Annotated in this window: 15 protein-coding genes; 4 read left to right on the top strand and 11 right to left on the bottom strand. The window is 73.7% G+C overall.

All coding sequences use genetic code 11. From position 1 onward, the window contains the following. Positions 1-10: 10 nt before the first annotated feature. The 5 genes from O7627_RS11125 to O7627_RS11145 are packed head-to-tail and all read right to left on the bottom strand — an operon-like array spanning position 11 to position 7,670. Positions 11-2,695, bottom strand: a complete 2,685-nt coding sequence (locus O7627_RS11125) for an O-antigen ligase family protein (protein ID WP_278093418.1) — start codon at positions 2,693-2,695, stop codon at positions 11-13. Continuing rightward, complete coding sequence (locus O7627_RS11130; protein WP_278093419.1) at positions 2,695-3,873, bottom strand: glycosyltransferase family 4 protein; 1,179 nt, start codon at positions 3,871-3,873, stop codon at positions 2,695-2,697. The genes O7627_RS11125 and O7627_RS11130 overlap by 1 nt, the downstream gene beginning before the upstream one ends. Beyond that, entirely contained in the window at positions 3,864-5,201 is a 1,338-nt protein-coding gene (locus O7627_RS11135) for a glycosyltransferase (protein WP_278093420.1), read from the bottom strand. Before O7627_RS11135 ends, O7627_RS11130 begins: the two co-directional genes overlap by 10 nt. Next, positions 5,198-6,565 carry a glycosyltransferase family 4 protein gene (locus O7627_RS11140; protein WP_278093421.1) on the bottom strand — a complete coding sequence of 456 codons (1,368 nt, stop codon included), beginning with the start codon at positions 6,563-6,565 and terminating at the stop codon, positions 5,198-5,200. The genes O7627_RS11135 and O7627_RS11140 overlap by 4 nt, the downstream gene beginning before the upstream one ends. After that, positions 6,552-7,670: a glycosyltransferase gene (locus O7627_RS11145; RefSeq protein ID WP_278093422.1), complete on the bottom strand. Its 1,119-nt coding sequence runs from the start codon at positions 7,668-7,670 to the stop codon at positions 6,552-6,554. Before O7627_RS11145 ends, O7627_RS11140 begins: the two co-directional genes overlap by 14 nt. Positions 7,671-7,806: 136 nt before the next feature. Here O7627_RS11145 and O7627_RS11150 point away from each other — a divergent pair, with 136 nt between their 5' ends. Beyond that, positions 7,807-9,078: a DUF1800 family protein gene (locus tag O7627_RS11150; RefSeq protein WP_278093423.1), complete on the top strand. Its 1,272-nt coding sequence runs from the start codon at positions 7,807-7,809 to the stop codon at positions 9,076-9,078. A gap of 1 nt (position 9,079) precedes the next feature. Then, entirely contained in the window at positions 9,080-10,330 is a 1,251-nt protein-coding gene (locus tag O7627_RS11155; protein ID WP_278093424.1) for a DUF1501 domain-containing protein, read from the top strand. A gap of 16 nt (positions 10,331-10,346) precedes the next feature. On the opposite strand, the gene O7627_RS11160 is transcribed toward O7627_RS11155, so the two are convergent. From O7627_RS11160 to O7627_RS11170, 3 genes are all read right to left on the bottom strand, one after another. Beyond that, a complete protein-coding gene (locus tag O7627_RS11160; protein WP_278093425.1) occupies positions 10,347-12,029 on the bottom strand; it encodes an exopolysaccharide biosynthesis polyprenyl glycosylphosphotransferase in 1,683 nt (560 codons plus the stop codon). A 110-nt stretch (positions 12,030-12,139) separates the two neighbouring features. After that, the gene (locus O7627_RS11165) at positions 12,140-13,096 is read right to left on the bottom strand and encodes an LCP family protein (RefSeq protein WP_278098246.1); all 957 of its coding nucleotides are present in this window, start codon (positions 13,094-13,096) and stop codon (positions 12,140-12,142) included. A 276-nt stretch (positions 13,097-13,372) separates the two neighbouring features. Next, positions 13,373-13,786, bottom strand: a complete 414-nt coding sequence (locus O7627_RS11170) for a PPOX class F420-dependent oxidoreductase (RefSeq protein WP_278093426.1) — start codon at positions 13,784-13,786, stop codon at positions 13,373-13,375. A 230-nt stretch (positions 13,787-14,016) separates the two neighbouring features. Between O7627_RS11170 and O7627_RS11175 the strand changes: the two genes are divergently transcribed. Both O7627_RS11175 and O7627_RS11180 read left to right on the top strand, forming a co-directional pair. After that, positions 14,017-14,895, top strand: a complete 879-nt coding sequence (locus tag O7627_RS11175) for a helix-turn-helix transcriptional regulator (RefSeq protein ID WP_278093427.1) — start codon at positions 14,017-14,019, stop codon at positions 14,893-14,895. Beyond that, positions 14,892-15,083 (top strand): DUF397 domain-containing protein, encoded by a 192-nt coding sequence (locus O7627_RS11180; RefSeq protein WP_278093428.1) that lies wholly within the window; start codon positions 14,892-14,894, stop codon positions 15,081-15,083. The genes O7627_RS11175 and O7627_RS11180 overlap by 4 nt, the downstream gene beginning before the upstream one ends. 42 nt (positions 15,084-15,125) lie before the next feature. On the opposite strand, the gene O7627_RS11185 is transcribed toward O7627_RS11180, so the two are convergent. The 3 genes from O7627_RS11185 to msrB all read right to left on the bottom strand — a co-directional run bounded on the left by O7627_RS11185 (position 15,126) and on the right by msrB (position 16,429). After that, positions 15,126-15,599 carry a GNAT family N-acetyltransferase gene (locus tag O7627_RS11185; RefSeq protein WP_278093429.1) on the bottom strand — a complete coding sequence of 158 codons (474 nt, stop codon included), beginning with the start codon at positions 15,597-15,599 and terminating at the stop codon, positions 15,126-15,128. Between the two features lie 25 nt (positions 15,600-15,624). Continuing rightward, positions 15,625-15,885: a Prokaryotic metallothionein gene (locus tag O7627_RS11190; RefSeq protein ID WP_278093430.1), complete on the bottom strand. Its 261-nt coding sequence runs from the start codon at positions 15,883-15,885 to the stop codon at positions 15,625-15,627. Between the two features lie 121 nt (positions 15,886-16,006). Next, positions 16,007-16,429, bottom strand: coding sequence for a peptide-methionine (R)-S-oxide reductase MsrB (gene msrB / locus O7627_RS11195; RefSeq protein WP_278093431.1), 423 nt, complete (start codon positions 16,427-16,429; stop codon positions 16,007-16,009). Between the last annotated feature and the right edge of the window lie 9 nt (positions 16,430-16,438).

Here is a 16,438-nt window from a genome sequence, read left to right on the forward strand (position 1 = left end):
GGGCATCGACTCAGTGCGGGGTCCGGACCGCCGGCGCCACCGGCGGGACGTCGGCCGGTGGCTGCGTCGTCCGGGCCGGCTCGGCGGTGGGTCGGTCCGCCAGGTCGGCGCCGAGGCGGGCGATGATGATCAGCGGGAGCCAGCCGACGTAGCCGGCCAGCGTGGTCGGTAGGTGCGACGCCTCCAGCCAGGACACCTGCGTGAACGCGACCAGGAACAGGCCGGCGGCGGGCACCCCGGCGGCCAGCAGCGCCATCGACCGGCGCCAGACCAGGTAGAGCAGTACGCCGAACAGGACGGTGGCGAGCAGACCGCCGACCACCAGGAACTGCACCAGCACGTTGTGCGCGTGGCTGAACTGCCCGCCGAGCGCCTCGGCCAGGTCGGGCTGGTTGTCGAAGTAGCCCGGCCCGAACCCGAGGAGCGGAGCCTGCGCCCAGCGGTCGAGCAGCGCCGCCCAGATCCGGCCCCGCTCGCTGAAGGCGGCCGGGTCGCGGGTCAGCAGCGGGGCCGCGACCGTCAGCACCAGCCCGGCCACCACCGGCACCGCCACCGCCCACCGCGCCAGCCAGGTCGTCCCGCCGGCTGCCCCGGTGCTCTCCGCCGTCCCGCCCAGGTCGGCGGCCCGGCTATGCGGCAGCCGGCGGGTGAGGGCCGGCAGCCAGCGGATGATTCCGTAGCTGACCAGCACCGCCACGATCGCGAGTTGGCTGGTCCGGGAGCCGGTCCAGGAGGCCGCGAAGAGCACCACCAGCACCCCGGCCCGCCGCAGCAGGGCGTTTCCGACGCAGAACAGGAAAGGCAGGGACAGCGCCAGCGTCAACCCGAGCACGTTGGAGTGCGGGTACGGCCCGGCCAGCAGGCCGCCGAGGAAGCCGCTCTTGGCGCCGGCGGCCGAGCCGGACAGCAGGCCGAGGTCCGGGCGGACCAGGGCGAGCAGGATCGACCCGAGGGCGGTACCGGCGCCCAGCACGCCGATGGTGGCCAGCACCCGCGGCGCGGGGCGCTGCAGCCAGACGGCGACGGCGGCCAGCGGCAGCGCGGCCGAGACCGGCCCCGGCAGCTCCCCGTTGACCAGCCCGGACAGCTCGATCGCGACGAGCGGCGCGAGCAGGACGGCGAGCCAGCCCAGCCGGTGCGGTGGTCGGTTGCGCAGCAGACCGTGCACCGCCAGCGCGGCCGCCAGCCCGATGAACGCCAGGCTGAGCAGGTCACCGATGGCGTCCGCGACGGCGGGTGCGCTGTTCTCCCGCGAGTTGAACTCCGGCCGTCCGCTGTCGAACAACTGCACCAGTTGCGGCACCACCAGCCGCGACCAGGCCAGCATGATCAGCGCGGCGACGCCGATGGTGCCGAACCGGCCGCCGGGGCGGACCGCGCCGGAGGCCGGGCGGGGGCGGGGCGGCGCGAGGCGCTGGATCAGCGCGGCGGCGTGGTCGATGAACAACCGGACATCCTCCCGGTACGGGATGGTCAACATGCGCAGCGACGGTGTCTCCGGCGTCCGGCTGACGGCCGCGGCGGCGACCAGCACCGAGACGCCGTAGCCACCGAGGCTGGCGACGGCGGCGCCGACCGCGCCCCAGGGTGCGAGGAGCAGCAGCAGGGCGACCCCGGCGACGGAGCCGGCGACCAGCGCCGCCGACGACCGGCTCGCCCGGCCGTGGGCGAGCAGCACCGCCGAATAGATGATCATGCAGGTGTAGAGGGTGGTGGCGAGGCAGAGAATGATCGTCGGCAGTACCGCCGGGGCGAACGGTCGACCGAAGACCCACGGCACGGCCACCGTCGCGATCGCGGCCAGCAGACCGCAGGCGACGACCGAGGCGAGCACCGCGAGCCGGGCCACCCGGGTCGCCCGGCGCGGGTCGTCGCTGCCGGGGCGGCCCATCAGCACGGTCCGGGCGGCGGTCGCGATCACCATCGGGATCTCGGCCACGCTCACCGCGACCGCGTAGTAGCCGAGCTGCTGCGCGCCGATCACCGGCAGCCCGATGATCTGGTCGAGCCGGGCGCTGGAGATCGCCGCCAGCACCCCGGGCAGACAGGCCAGCGAGTACGCGGCCAGCGACCGGATCGGAACGCCGGCGGAGGGCTGCGCCGGCTCCGGTTCCGTGGTCGCGGACCGCAGCCGGGCCAGCCCGGCGACGAGTCCGACGGTGACCGACGCCAGGAAGAGCAGACCGGCCCAGAAGGCGCTCAGCTCGAACGCCAGGCAGGCGAAGACCACGAGCGCCGTCCGGGCCAGCGCGGGCAGCACCTTGACCAGGTTCACCCCGCGGATGTCGGCGGCGCCGGTGAGCGCCCCGATCAGCAGGTTGGCGAGGATGTGCAGCGGCGCCAGGCAGGCCAGCAGCAGGAACTGCCGGTAGTCGGTGCCGCCGCCGGGAAAGACGAAGAGGCCGAGCAGCGCGAGCAGCGCGACGCCGAGCAGGCCGAGTGGCACCGCCGAGACCAGGCTGACCAGGGCGGCGCCGCGCCGGGTGAGGCGGTTCTCGCGCAGGTGGAAGCTGAGCGCGTCCTGCAGCCCGTAGGTGCCGATCCAGCCGCAGACGACGATGGGCAGGGTCAGCGCGGCGTAGAGGCCCCGCCCGTCCGGCCCCAGTTCGCGGGAGAGGAACGGGCTGACCAGCAGCCCGCTGATCGGGATCAGCAGGTTGGCGGACGAGGCGGAGAGCAGCTTGCGGGTCGACATCAGCGCCCGTCCCCGACGAGGTGGTCGGCCAGCGACCCGGTGAGCCGCTGCGCGAAGCGTTCCTCGGAGAACTCCCGGCGGACCAGCTCCAGCGCGTCGTCGGCCATCGCCGCCAGCGCCGGCGGCGAACTGGCCAGGATCTCGTCGGCCAGTTCGGCCGGGGTCCCGGCGAGCCGGACCGCCGGGGTGGACGGCACGCCCTCGGCGCCGACCGGGGTGCTGAACACCGGCACCGAGTGGGCCAGCAGGGTCAGCGTCTTGAGCTTGACGCCGGCACCGCTCCAGACCGGCACCACGCCGGCCCGCGCGGTGGCCAGCACCGGCCGCAGGTCGTCGACGTAGCCGAGCACCCGGACGCCGTCGTGACCGGCCAGCTCCCGCTCGACCGCGCCCGTCAGCCCGGATCCGACCAGCGACAGCGTGAACCCGGCCGCGCGCAGGCGCGGCCAGCCCTGCGCCAGGAACCGCCGCAACCCGTGCAGATTCGGCTGGTACGCGAAGCTGCCCAACCAGACCAGCCGGTCCGGCTCCGGCCGGGGCAGGTGCCCGGTCGGCACGGGTACGCAGCTCGGCAGCGTGCAGTCGGCCCGCCGGCCGTGGCTGCGCAGCAGCCGGTCCGCCTCCTCGGTGCTGGTCACCGAGACCGTCGCGCAGTGCGCCAACGCCGCCGCCTCGAACCGGGTCGAGATTTGCGCGAGGTATCGGGCGCGCAGCCGGTGCGGCGGGCCGGCGGCCTCCGCCAGGTCCTGCCGGCTGCTGGCGGCCAGCACGTTCGCCTTGTCCCAGTGCCAGCGCAGCCGGGTTCCCCGCAGGTAGGCGCCGGCGGCCTCCCCGATGGCGATGCCGTGGCCGGTCCGGTCGCGCAGCTCGTCGTGCAGCGACCCGCTGTAGCGGGTCCGGACCCACGGCGGCAGCCCACGCAGCAGCGACTCCGGGTAGCGCCCGGCCGGCCCCAGCCGGTCCAGCCGGTAGCCGGTGGCGACGTGGTCGCGTACCTCCACTCCCGGCAGCAGCCCCCGCAGCTGCCGGACCTGGTCGTCGGTGGTGGTCGGCCGGCGGACCACCAGCAGGGTGTACGGGCGGACCCGGGCGAGCGCCCGGAGCATCATCAGCACCCGTACCGGGTCTCCCCGGTCCGCCGGCAGCGGAAAGTAGGACACCACGACGGTCAGCTCCATCCGCCCGGCCCTCCCCGCCCCGGACCGGCCGCGCCGCCGGCAGGTGGTGCAGCGGTGCCGGTCGGTGGTGCAGCGGCGGTGCCGGTCGGTGGTGCAGCGGCGGTGCCGGTCGGTGGTGCAGCGGCGGTGCCGGTCGGTGGTGCAGCGGTGGTGCTCGCCGGTGGTCCGGCCAGGTCGCGCCAGACCGCGAGCAGGCGGTCGGCCTGCCGGGCCGGGGTGAACTCGGTCCGGATCCGCTCGGCGAGCGCCGTGGCGCGACCGGCCGCCCGCTGCGGGTCGGCGAGCACCTGCCCGATCGCGTCGGCAAGCGCGGCCGGGTCCGCCGGCGGCACCAGCCACCCGCTGGCCGGGTCGACCAGTTCGGGGATGCCGGAGACCGGGGTGGTGACCACCGGCACCCCGCGCCCGCCCGCCTCCATCAGGAAGACCGGGATGCCGTCGAGGTCACCGTCGGGTGCCAGCTGGCAGGGGAGCACCGCGACGTCCGCGTCGGCCAGCGCGGCGGTGGCCACCTGGTGCGGCACCGCGCCGTGCAGGGTCACCACCCGGTCGAGCCCGCGGGCGGCGACCTGCCGGCGCAGATCGGCCCGCAGCGGCCCGTCGCCGTACACGTCGTAGCGGACCTGCTGGCCGGCGGCGACCAGGTCGGCGACCGCGTCGATCGCGGTGCCGACGCCCTTCTTGGCCACCAGCCGGGCCACCGTGACCAGCTTCCGTACCCCGGTGCCGGATCGGGGCGGGCGGCCGGTCGCGGTGACCGCGCCGTCGAACGCGGCCCGGACCACGGTGTGCGGGACCCGGGCCATCGACACGCCCCGGACGGTGAGCTGGCGGACGGTGGCACCGGAGATGACGAAGAGGTGGCCGAGCCGGCGCAGCCGCCGGTCCAGGGACGTCCGGTCGCGCTCCAGCAGCAGGTCGGCGGCGTGCGCCATCGCCGTCGCCGGCCGGCCGAGCAGGCGGCCCACCAGTACCGTCACGGCGGTCGGCAGGTTCACGAAGTGGGTGTGCACGACGTCCGGCCCGAATCGCGCCACCCGGGGCGCGACCCGGAGCGCGTACGCCGCCGCCAGCCACGCCCGCGGGCCGTACCGGAGGCCGAGGGTCCGGACCAGCGCGACGGTGCGCACCGGGTGCCGCAGCAGCGCCCGGGCGACCCGGCCGGCCTCGCCGATCCGCCCGCCCCCGTCCCCGCCGGTGACGAAGACCTCGACGGTGGCGCCGGCGGCGCGGACCGCCCGGATCTCGGCCTCGATGAACGTCTCGCTGTAGCTCGGCGGCCGCAGCAGCAGGTACGCGATCCGGAGCCCGCCGGCCGGCCCGCTCACCGGGCCCGCCGCGCGCTCCGGACCCGCCCGGTCCCGGCCAGCCCGGTCCCGGCCCGCCCGGTCGAGCGGTGCGCCCGCCGTACCGTGTCGAAGAACGCGGCGTGCCGGTCCACACAGTCCTGGTCGGTCTGCACCGCGGTGCCGGCCGCTCCCGCGGCCAGCTTCTCCCGCAGCTCCCGGGAGTCCACCACGGTGCGCAGCGCGGCGCCCAGCGCGGCCGGGTCGTTCGCCGGCACGAGCAGGCCGTTCTCCCCGGAGCGTAGCCACTCGCCCGGCCCGCCGCCCTCGGTGGCGACCACCGGCAGGCCGTGCGCCAGACCCTGCAGCACGGTCTGACCCAGCGGCTCGGGCCGGGTCGAGGCGTGCACCAGCACGTCGATCCGGTCCAGGAAGCCGGCCACGTCGTCGACGTGGCCGAGGAAGGTCACCCGGTCGGCGATGCCGAGCCGGGTGGCCTGGGCGCGCAGCTCGGCCGCGTAGCCCTCCTCGCCGAACAGCGCCGCGCCGGCCAGGTAGCCGGGCACGCCGGTGTCGGCCAGCGACCGGGCGAACGCGTCCAGGAAGACGTGCTGTCCCTTCCACCGCTGCAGCCGCCCGAGCATCCCGATCGCCCGTACCGTCGGGCCGACCCGCGACCGGGTGGTCCGGTGGGTGACCCCGAGCGGGCTCTGCACGACCGCCCGGGGCACCTCGGCACCGAGCCAGGATTCGGCCGAGCGCAGCGTGGCGGCCGAGTTGGCCAGCACCCCGTCGACCCGGGGCAGCGCGATCCGGCGCAGCGCCAGCAGGCCGAACCGTCCGAGGCTCTCGCCGTCGACCAGGTCGCGCAGGTGCACCACCAGCGGGTGCCGGCGGTCCGGTGTGGCCAGCGCGCAGATGATCGCGGCGGCGGCGGTGTTGGCGTGCAGCAGGTCGGCCGCGCGGAACAGCGGGCTGCGCCGCAGCCGGCGGGCCGCGCGCGTCAGCGCGGCCAGGTACCGGGCGGCCAGTCGCGGGTCCAGGCCGCGGGTGCCCCCGCCGGGCAGCACCGGCAGCACCTGATCCACCGGTACGCCGCGGCGGTCCAGCCCGGCGAAGACTCCGCTCACCCGGTCGCCCGCAGTGCGTTGCGAGTCGTCGCCGCCGATGTCGCCGGGCGGGTCGCCGATCACGCCAGACGGGTTGCCGGCGGCGCCGCCGGGCCGGTCGGGGTGCGGCGTGGCGGCCGGCTGGGCGGTGCAGATCGAGGCGTGCCAGCCGGGCCGGTCGGTGGTCAGCAGCCGCCGCAGGGCCAGCTCGGCGCCGCCGCCCTCGCTGGTATGGCTGACGTGCAGCACCCGGATCGCGGCCGGTCCGTCCGGGTCGGGCCGGCTACCGGAGGGCACGTTCGACCCAGTCGGTCATCCGGTCCGCGAACCGGGCCGGGGAGAAGGTGGCCGCGTGGGCCGGCAGCCGGTCGGTCGACAACTCGTCGAGCCGGCGCAGCGGCTTGACGAAGGCGGCCGGCTCCAGCGTCTCCACCAGGTGGCCGGTCTCGCCGTCGAGGACGGTCTCGACCAGGCCGCCCCGGCGCAGCCCGACCACCGGCGTACCGCAGGCCTGCGCCTCGACCGGGATCATGCCGAAGTCCTCGTGCACCGGGAAGAGCAGGGCGCGCGCCCCCCAGTAGAGCCGGCGCAGCCGGTCGCGGTCCGGCCGGACCTCGAAGCGCACCGGTACGCCGGCCCGGTCGGCGGCCCGCCGCAGATTGGCCTCCTCGGGGCCGGCGCCGGCCACCACCAGCGGCAGGCCGGCCGCGTCCGCGATCGCGATGATCAGGTCGAAGTTCTTGTACGGGATCCACCGGCCGACGCCGAGCAGGTAGTCGCGCGGCTGGTCGCGGTCGGCGGCCGGCGCGGCGGCGAAGTAGTCCACGTCGACCGGCGGGTTGATCACCTCGGCGTCCCGGCGCCAGTAGTGGTTGATCCGGTCCCGCACCTCCCGGGAGTTCGCCGCGTACGCGTGCACGTGCCGGCTGAGCCGCACGTCGGCGGCGCGCAGCAGCCGGCGGGGCGCGGCGAGCAGGGGATTCGCGCCCCGCCCGTCGAAGGCCGGGCTCCACAGGTAGCGGGCGGGGGCGTGTACGTAACTGAGGTAGCGGGTCCGGTCCGGCGATCCCATCCGGACGGTGTGCGCGAAGGCGTGGCTGGAGGAGATGACCACGTCGAACCGGTCCCGGCTCAGCGTCCGCCAGACCAGCGGCATCACCGGCAGCGCCGCCGCCTTGCTGTGCCGCAGCGGGGTGCGGGCCAGCCACGACTCGCGCAGCCGGGGCTCGTCGACGTCGCCGTCCTTCCACAGGACGAAGCGTTCGGCGTGCGGGATCAGGTCGGCGATCTGGCCGAACACCTGCTCGGAGCCGCCGGCGGCGGCGTACCACTCGTGCACCACCGCGACCGAGCGGCCGGCGAGCGGGGCCGGCCGGGTGGGCCGGCTCACCTGACCTGTCACCGGTACTCCCCGATATCCTCCGATGGCGGCCCGAGGCCGTGTCGGCGGCGATGGTACAGCAGCCCGCGTCGCCGGGTGGGGGCCGGGAATCCGGCCCGGATTTCTCCACCGTCGATCCTCGCCTATGGTTTTCCTCATGACCGAGGACGTCGCGCTGCTGCTCAGCCGCGCTGGCTTCGGCCCGACGGCGGTGGAGTTGGCGGCGGCCGGCGCGGCCGGCTATCCGGCGACACTGTCGACTCTGGTGGCACCCTCGGGACCCGACGTGGGGGCGACGAGCGCGCCGATCCCTCAGCTGGGGCCGGATCCGTACGCCACCCTGCGCAATCCGACCGCGCGGCAGCGGAGCACCGCCGACCGGATCCGCCGCGAGCAGACGTACGAGATCACCCGCTGGTGGCTGGACCGGATGACGGTGGCCAGCCACCAGGCGGTCGAGAAGCTGGTCTTCTTCTGGCACGGGCACTGGGCCACCTCGGTGGTGAAGGTGAAGAGCCCGCAGCTGATGCTGACCCAGCACCGGACCCTGCGGTCCGACGGCGGCGACGTCGTCCGGCTGGCCCGCGCGATGGTGGTCGACCCGGCGTTGCTGTACTGGTTGGACGGCCAGCTCAACACCAGGGCGGCCGCCAACGAGAACCTGGGCCGGGAGCTGTTCGAACTGTTCCTGCTGGGTCTCGGCGAGTACGGCGAGGCCGATGTCCGGGACGCCGGCCGGGCGCTGACCGGCTGGCGGGTGGACCTCGCCCGGCAGCGGTCGGTGTTCGACGCCCGCGCCCACGACGGCGGTTCGAAGCTGATCCTCGGCACCACCGGCGACTTCGGCGCGGTCGAGCTGGTCGACCTGCTGCTGCGCCAGCCGGCCTGCCCGCGATTCATCGCCGGCCGGCTGTGGTTCCGGTACGCCTCGGCCACCTCGCCGATGCCCGAGTCCACCCGGGACCGGATGACCGCCGCCTTCCCGGCGCCGCTGGCGATGCTGCGGGCGCTGTTCGAGGACGACGCCTTCCTCGCCACCCGTGGCACGATGGTGAAACAGCCGGTCGAGTGGCTGGTGGGCGCGATGCGGCAGCTTTCGCTGCGGCCGGCGAAGATACCGACGGAGACGATGACCCAGATTCTCGACGGGATGAGCGGCCTCGGGCAGCGGCTGTTCGACCCGCCCAGCGTGGGCGGCTGGCCGGCCGGCGCGACCTGGCTGACCTCGGCCGCGGCGCAGGTGCGGCTCAGCCTGGCCGGCAAGCTCGCCAGTCAGCTGGTGCCGGAGCGGTTGACCCCCGAGCACGTCGCCCACCTGCTCGGCCTGCCCGGCTGGAGCGACCGGACGTACGCGGTGCTGCGCGAGATCCGCAACTCCCGGCTGCTGTTGACGCTCGGTCTGGTCAGCCCGGAATACACGGTGACCTGAGATGGACCTCTACACCAGACGCCGGTTCCTGCTCGCCTCCGGGGTGGCGGCCGGCGGCGCGCTGGCCGCCGGGGCGGGCGCGATCGGCCTGGCCGAACTGCTGCGCAGCGCGTCCGGGGAGCCGCCGGCCGGCGACCGGCCGGTGGACACGGTGGTGCTGGTCACCCTCTACGGCGGCAACGACGGGCTGAACACCCTGATCCCGTACGCCGACGACGCGTACCACTCGGCGCGGCCGGAGCTGGCGTATCCGCCGGAGCGGGTGCTGCGGTTGGACGACTCGGTCGGGCTGAACCCGATGTTGCGGGGGCTCAAGCAGCTCTGGGACGGCGGGAAGTTGGCGATCGTCCAGGGGGTCGGCTACCCGCGGCCGGACCGCAGCCACTTCCGGTCGATGGACATCTGGCAGACCGCCTCGCCGGCGGAGCCGGTGCCGACCGGCTGGGTCGGTCGGTGGCTGGACGGCACCGCGGCCCCGGTGGAGGCGGCGGTGAGTTTCGAGCCGGTGCTGCCGCCGCTGCTGGTGGGCAAGAGCCGGGTCGGGGCCTGCGTCAGCTACCGGGGGCTGTCGCTGCCGAACTGGATCGACGCCTCGGTGGTGGCGGGGCTGGGCCGGCCGCAGCCGGGGGAGCCGGAGATGTTCGCGCGGGCCGCCGCGGCGTACGCGGATCTGTTGAGCATGAGCGCGGTGATCGGCGACGCCGAGAACACCCAGCCCAGCAACACCACCGGGCCGGACGTGCCGGCGACCGGCACCGGTGGTGCGAACGCGTTGACCACCCAGTTGGCGTTGGTGGCGCGCTGTGTCGAGGTGGGGGTGCCGACCCGGGTCTACTCGGTGAGCCTCGGCGGCTTCGACACGCACGCCCAGGAGGTGGTGGCGCAGGAGGCGCTGCTCGGGCAGCTCGATCAGGCGTTGGCTGGGTTCGCGACCCGGATGGCCGGGTCGACGGCAGGCCGCCGGGTGGCGGTGGTGGTCTACAGCGAGTTCGGCCGGCGGGTGCGGGCGAACGCGTCGCAGGGCACCGACCACGGCACCGCCGGCCCGGTCTTCGTCCTCGGTGACCGGGTGCTCGGCGGCCTGTACGGGGAGCATCCGAGCCTGACCGACCTGGACCACGACGACCTGAAGGCGACGACGGACTTCCGCGACGTCTTCGGGACGGTCCTCACCTCGGTGCTGGGGGTGGAGGCGTCCCGCTACATCGACGACCACGAGCTGCGGTCGCTGCCGCTGTTCGCGACCGCCTGACCGGCCGGCCGGTGGCTCAGCGGCCGCCGCCCCGGAACACCTCGGCGATGGTGCGCAGCAGCACCTTGGCGTCGAGCCAGAGCGACCAGTTCTCGATGTAGTAGTTGTCGAACCGGGCCCGGTCGGAGATCGGCGTGTCCCCGCGCAGCCCGCTGACCTGCGCCAGCCCGGTCAGCCCCATCGGCACCCGGTGCCGCATCGCGTAGTCGGGGTGTTCGGCGGAGAACTTCTCCACGAAGTAGGGCCGCTCCGGGCGGGGTCCGACGACTGTCATGTCGCCGCGCAGGATGTTCCACAGCTGGGGGAGTTCGTCGAGTGAGGTGCGGCGCATGAACCGACCGACCGGCCCGATCCGCTGGTCGTCCGCAATGGACCACCTGGTCTGGGACTCCTGCTCGTCGTGGGGCCGCATGGTGCGGAACTTGATCACCTTGAACGGTCGGCCGTGCCGGCCGACCCGGTCCTGGTAGAAGAAGATGCCCCGGCCGCCCTCGGCCAGGGTGGCCAGGGCGCAGAGCAGCAGCAGCGGGCTGAGGACCACCAGCGCGACGGTGGCGAAGACGAGATCCGAACAGCGCTTGACGGCCCAGCGCGGCCCGGAGAGGGCGGTGTGCCGGATCTGCACGACCGGGATCGCCCCGATGTGGTCGGGCAGCCCACCCTGCGACCGCGAACCCCACAACCGGGGTACGACGAACAGGTCGCAGCCCACGCAGGCGGGTCGGCGCAGGACCTCCATCAGCGCCGGCTCCGGGACCTCCACGTCCGCGATGATCAGGACGTCGCAGTCGACCATCGGAATCGTCGACTCCAGGTCGTCGAGGGTGGCCAACAGCGGGACCGGCGGCCCGTCGGTGCGCTGCGGCCCGACCCCGACGTGCCCGACGAAGCGCAGGCCGTACCGGGGATAGCGGCGCAGCAGCCGGGACAGCTCCACCGCGACCGGTCCGCTGCCCAGGATGATCGCGTTGTGTTCGACCCAGCGGTGCCGGCGGGCGAAGGTGACGGTGGCGCGGGTGACGGCCCGCCCGACGATGACCAGCCCGGCGGAGATCGCGACGCTGCGCATGAACCCGGCGCCGTACTCGACGGAGTCGTGCCGCAGGGCCGCGATGATCGAGACGATCGAGGCGGCGGCCAACAGCCGCCCGCAGAGGCTGGGCAGCTCGTCCAGAATGCTCATGTGCCGCCGGGCCCGGTAGAGCCCGCCGGCCGCGAAGATCGTCACGGTGAGCGCGGCGGCTACCAGCGTCCCGCGCCAGTAGGTCCGGGTCCAGAGCAGCGGGCCGAGCAGGGCGATCAGGTCGACCGGCGCGGTGAGCATCCAGGCCCGTAGCTGCCGGGTCCGCCGGGACGTCTCCGAGCCGACGTACGGCAGCACGGTGGTGGTGGCCGTGCTCTCGGCCCGCTCGGGAGCGCGCTGCTGCGGAATCGCGCCCGGGTGCCCTACGGCCGGGTGCTCCACGGGCGGGGCGGGGCGGTCGGCGATGGCGTCGCGGGCGGCGGTGGCGGGGCGGTCGGCGATGGCGTCGCGGGCGGCGGTGGCGGGGCGGTCGGCGGTGGCGTCGCGGTCGGTGGGACGGCCGACAGCCGGGGTGCGGCGGTCGGTGGAGTCGCCGCCGGCCGGTGGCTTGGCGGCGACGATCGGCAGCTCGACGGTCGCTCCATGTACGACGGTCGGCAGGCTCGAAGTCTCCATGATCCCCCATTGAGGTGCGCCCACGTGGTACGCGGGCGCAGCCGCTGCGAGCAGGATACGGCCCGTCCCCGACGGCTCGCCAGGCAGTGAACGGAGCCGATGCCGAGCCGCTACTTGGCGGCGGCCAGGATGTCGGGGACCGCGTCGCGCCGGACGGCGTCGTAGAGGGTCTTGGCGCCGGCGGTGTCGGTGAGCACGACGCTCTCGCTGCCGATCATGCCGGTGCCCTTGGTGGGGCTGGTGCAGAAGGTGAGGTCGCTGCCGCGCAGGTGCCGCAGGTCGGTGGCCATGTCGAACAGGGAGAGCGTCTCGTCGACCGAGACCGCGTTCGCGGTGGCCTTGATGAAGGAGTTCAGCCCGCCCGGGTCGGTGAGCAGGCCACCGGAGGCGGCCTTGTCCAGGATGGCCTTGATGACCTGCTGCTGGTGGCGGATGCGGGCGAAGTCGCCGTCGGCGAAGGCGAACCGCTCCCGCGCGTAGTCGAGCGCGGCGGCGCCGTCCATCACCTGCCGGCCGGCCTTGAACTCGCGGCGCCCGTCCGGGTTCAGCGAGTGGGTGGAGGTGAACGCCTCCTCGACGTCGATCTCGACGCCGCCGAGCGCGTCGATGATCTCCTTGAAGCCGGCGAAGTCCACCATCACCACATGGTCGATGCGGACCCCGCTGAACTTCTCCACGGTCTGCACCATCAGCGGCAGCCCGCCCCAGGCGAACGCCGCGTTGATCTTCGCCTCCCGGTTGCCGTGCTGGCCGTTCTTGGACGCCGGCACGAACACCCAGGTGTCGCGCGGGATCGAGATGAGCTGGGCGCTGGACCGGTCCTTGGGCAGGTGGGCCAGGATGATGGTGTCGCTGCGCGAGCCGGAGGCGTTCTCCGGGTCGCGGGAGTCGCTGCCGAGGATCAGCAGGTTCTTGGCGTCCGCCACCTCCTTGACCGGGCGGGACTCCTCGGGGACCTCGGTGAACGCGTCGACCCGCTCGATGTCGGACTCGATGGAGCGCAGGTAGAGCCCGGTGCCGACCAGCCCCGCGCCGCCGAGCAGGGCGAGCACCAGGACGCTTATCAGCACGATCTTCCGGGCCCGCCGGCGGCGCTTCGGCGCCGGGGGCGCGGCCGGGTCCGCGCCGGCCGACGTGGGCGGACCGCCCGGCGCGGTTCGACCGTCGGGCCTGCTCCGACCGTACGGCCCGGCGCCGCCGTCGGGCGTCGGCCCGCCCGACGAGTCCAACTCGGTCGGTCGCGGGAACGCCTGGGTCGCGTCGGTATCGTCGAGGGAACGACGTGGCATGGCGCAATCGTACTGATTGGCGTTTCGTCCCGATGTCCCCGTCGACAGGTGGTGTCAGAGGTTACCCAGGATCCGGGTCGGGGTGATCTCGATGACCACCCGCTCGGGGTTGGGGCGCGGTTGCCGGTAGCGCTCGGCGTACCGGCGTTCGGCCTCGGCGACCGAGGTCGGATCGGTGCCCAGCGTCGCGAGACCCTCCACGGTCACCCAGCGGCGCCCGTCGACCTGGCAGACCGCGACCGGGACGCCGGCCGGGCCGGCGGCGCCGACGTGCCGGGCCTTGGTGGAGCCGGCCGAGGTGATGACCCGGGCCAGGTTGGCGACGGCGTCGAAGGTGACCCCGACCGGTACGACGTGCGGTGTCCCGTCGGCCCGCAGGGTGGTCAGGGTGGCCAGGTGCCGCTCGGCCCAGAAGGCGAGCAGCCGCTCGTCGTCCGGCGCCAACCGGTGGTCGACCCGCCGTCCCATCCCCGCCAACTCCTCTACGCCGACGACGCCTGCCGAATCGAGGCTACCGATTCCAAATCGTCGAGATCGCCGAAACGCCATCCACAGTGTTTTCGATCACCACAACCCGCTATTGTCGGTTGCGCAGTCCGCACAGTTGGTAACTGTCATCGATGTTGTGACATCGGCCCGCCTATCGGATCATCCGGTGCGGAGCGCGGAGTATTCCATTCTGGAATGGAGGAGAGTGCGTGCTGGACGTCGTCGGGTCGACGGTGCCGAGGCGCCAACTCGGCCGTTATCTGCAACAGCGCCGCACCGAGGGGAATCTCTCGGTGCAGCGGGTCTGCGCCGAGCTGGACTGCTCGCCGCAGAAGCTCTGGCGGATCGAGTCCGGCCTGGCCACCGTGAAGGTGCCGGACGTACGGGCACTCTGCGAGGTCTACGCCATCGGCCCGGAGATGACAAAGCTTCTGGTCGACCTCGCGAAGCAGGGCAGCCCGACCGGTTGGTGGCAGGCTTATGACGACATCGTGCCCGACTGGTTCGAGCCGTATCTCGTGCTGGAGTCCAGCGCCGACCGGCTGCGCCACTACGACACCGAACTGGTGCACGGACTGCTGCAGACCGTTCGCTACATGACCGAGGTGATCAAGGTCGGTCGGCCGGAACTGTCTGAGGAAAAGCAGCATCGACGCGTCGAGTTGCGCCAGCAACGTCAGAAGATGCTCGGCCGCAGCGGCCCGCTCCGCGCCCGGATGGAATTCATCCTCAGCGAGGCGGTGCTGCGCCGCCCGATCCGCGACCACGCGGCGATGGCCGACCAGTTGCGCTATCTCGCCGAGATCAACGAACTGCCTGACATCAGCGTCCGGGTGCTGCCGCTGTCCGTCGGTCCGCACGCCGCCTCGGTGGCCGGCAGCTTCGCCGTCCTCGACTTCCCACAGCCCCGGCGGCAGGACGGCGACCCGCCGGTGGTCTACCAGGAGGGCCCGACCGGCGCGCTCTATCTCGACCGGCCGGTGGAGATCGCCCTTTTCGACGGCATCTGGCAGGCCCTTACCGAGCTGGCGTTGAGCGAGCGAGAATCGAGCGACATCATCTACTCATTCGCAGGGGAGCGGCGATGACTGACCTGACGGGCGCCCGCTGGCGCAAGAGTTCCCGCAGCGGGGCGGACGGAAGCTGTGTCGAGGTGGCCGGCAACCTGCCAGCCGTGGTGGCGGTCCGGGACAGCAAGGACCCGCACGGCCCCGCCCTCACCTTCGCCCCCACCACCTGGCGCACCTTCCTCCGCTCGCTCCCCGGACCGAAGTAGATCTTGGATAATGCCCCCATAGGGGCCATTCCGTACCAAGATCTACGGCGTCGCGGGTTCGCGGCGCATCGGGAGGTGGGGGATACCGTCCTCGACGTACTGCGGGCCGGTGGGGGTGAAGCCGTAGCGGCGGTAGAGGTCGGCCAGGTGTGCCTGCGCGTCCAGCACGCACGGGCGGTGACCGACGATCTCCAATGCCTCGGTCATCAGCCGGCCGGCGTGCCCACCGCCCCGGACCGACGGCGCGACCACCACCCGGCCGATCCGGGCGATCCCGCCCGGCTCGTCGACCCCGCCCGGGTCGGTCAGCAGCCGCAGGTAGGCGATCGGCGCCCCGTTGTCGGCCAGCCAGAGATGCCGGGTGCCGGGCTCCAGGTCGCGGCCGTCCAGCTCCGGGTAGGCGCACTCCTGCTCGACCACGAACACGTCGACCCGCAGCTTCAGCAGGTCGTACAGGATGCGGGTGTTGAGGTCGGCGAAGGACGCCACCCGGAACTCGATCTGCTGGGGCTGCATGCCGCGATGGTAGGCGGTCGCCTGGTCAGGCCGGTCGGGCGCCCACCGCGTCCCGGATCTCGGCGCCCCGCTCGCCCTCGACCGTGCGGGCGCAGTGCGCGCAGCAGAAGAAACGGCCCGACACCTCCACCCCGTGCCCGACGATCCGGCACCGGCAGTGCTCACAGACCGGCGCCAGCCGGTGGATCGCACACTCGAACGAGTCGAAGGTGTGCACGTCGCCGCTGACCGTACGGATCTCGAACGTCAGCCAGTACTCGTTGCCGCAGACCTCACAGGTCCCCATCGTGATACCCCCCGCGCTGCCGGTGAACGCCGTGCGACGCCCACCCGGCAGCCTGCGACAACCGGGCCGGCCAGGTATCCGTAACGCCGAAATTCACCCCCGCCGGGGGACCGACGGCCGGTCAGGCCGAGCCGTTGGGTCCGGCCGGTTCCAGCCTCAGGCTGACGCTGTTGATGCAGTAGCGGGCGTCGGTCGGGGTGAACCCCTCGCCGTCGAACCGGTGACCCAGGTGCGAGTCACAGTTGGCGCAGCGCACCTCGGTGCGCACCATCCCCAGCGACCGGTCCTGCACGTAGCGGATCGCCCCCGGCAGCGCCTGGTCGAAGCTCGGCCAGCCGCAGTGCGAGTCGAACTTCGTGTCGCTGGCGAACAGCTCCACCCCGCACGCCCGGCAGTGGTAGGTGCCCGGGGTCTTGGTCTCCACGTACTCGCCGGTCCACGGGCGCTCGGTGCCCGCCTCGCGCAGCACCCGGAACTCCTCCGGGCTCAGCCGCACCCGCCACTCGTCCTCGGTGCTCGGCAGCCCGGTCCTGTCAACGGCCATGCCCCCACC

Source organism: Solwaraspora sp. WMMD1047, assembly GCF_029626155.1.
Lineage (GTDB): Bacteria > Actinomycetota > Actinomycetes > Mycobacteriales > Micromonosporaceae > WMMD1047.

Excerpts from the sequence above, each read along its gene's own strand:
- O7627_RS11125 (WP_278093418.1), bottom strand. The coding sequence starts at position 2,695 with ATGTCGACCCGCAAGCTGCTCTCCGCCTCGTCCGCCAACCTGCTGATC.
- O7627_RS11130 (WP_278093419.1), bottom strand. The coding sequence starts at position 3,873 with ATGGAGCTGACCGTCGTGGTGTCCTACTTTCCGCTGCCGGCGGACCGG.
- O7627_RS11150 (WP_278093423.1), top strand. The coding sequence starts at position 7,807 with ATGACCGAGGACGTCGCGCTGCTGCTCAGCCGCGCTGGCTTCGGCCCG.
- O7627_RS11155 (WP_278093424.1), top strand. The coding sequence starts at position 9,080 with ATGGACCTCTACACCAGACGCCGGTTCCTGCTCGCCTCCGGGGTGGCG.
- O7627_RS11160 (WP_278093425.1), bottom strand. The coding sequence starts at position 12,029 with ATGGAGACTTCGAGCCTGCCGACCGTCGTACATGGAGCGACCGTCGAG.
- O7627_RS11170 (WP_278093426.1), bottom strand. The coding sequence starts at position 13,786 with ATGGGACGGCGGGTCGACCACCGGTTGGCGCCGGACGACGAGCGGCTG.
- O7627_RS11180 (WP_278093428.1), top strand. The coding sequence starts at position 14,892 with ATGACTGACCTGACGGGCGCCCGCTGGCGCAAGAGTTCCCGCAGCGGG.
- O7627_RS11185 (WP_278093429.1), bottom strand. The coding sequence starts at position 15,599 with ATGCAGCCCCAGCAGATCGAGTTCCGGGTGGCGTCCTTCGCCGACCTC.
- O7627_RS11190 (WP_278093430.1), bottom strand. The coding sequence starts at position 15,885 with ATGGGGACCTGTGAGGTCTGCGGCAACGAGTACTGGCTGACGTTCGAG.
- msrB (WP_278093431.1), bottom strand. The coding sequence starts at position 16,429 with ATGGCCGTTGACAGGACCGGGCTGCCGAGCACCGAGGACGAGTGGCGG.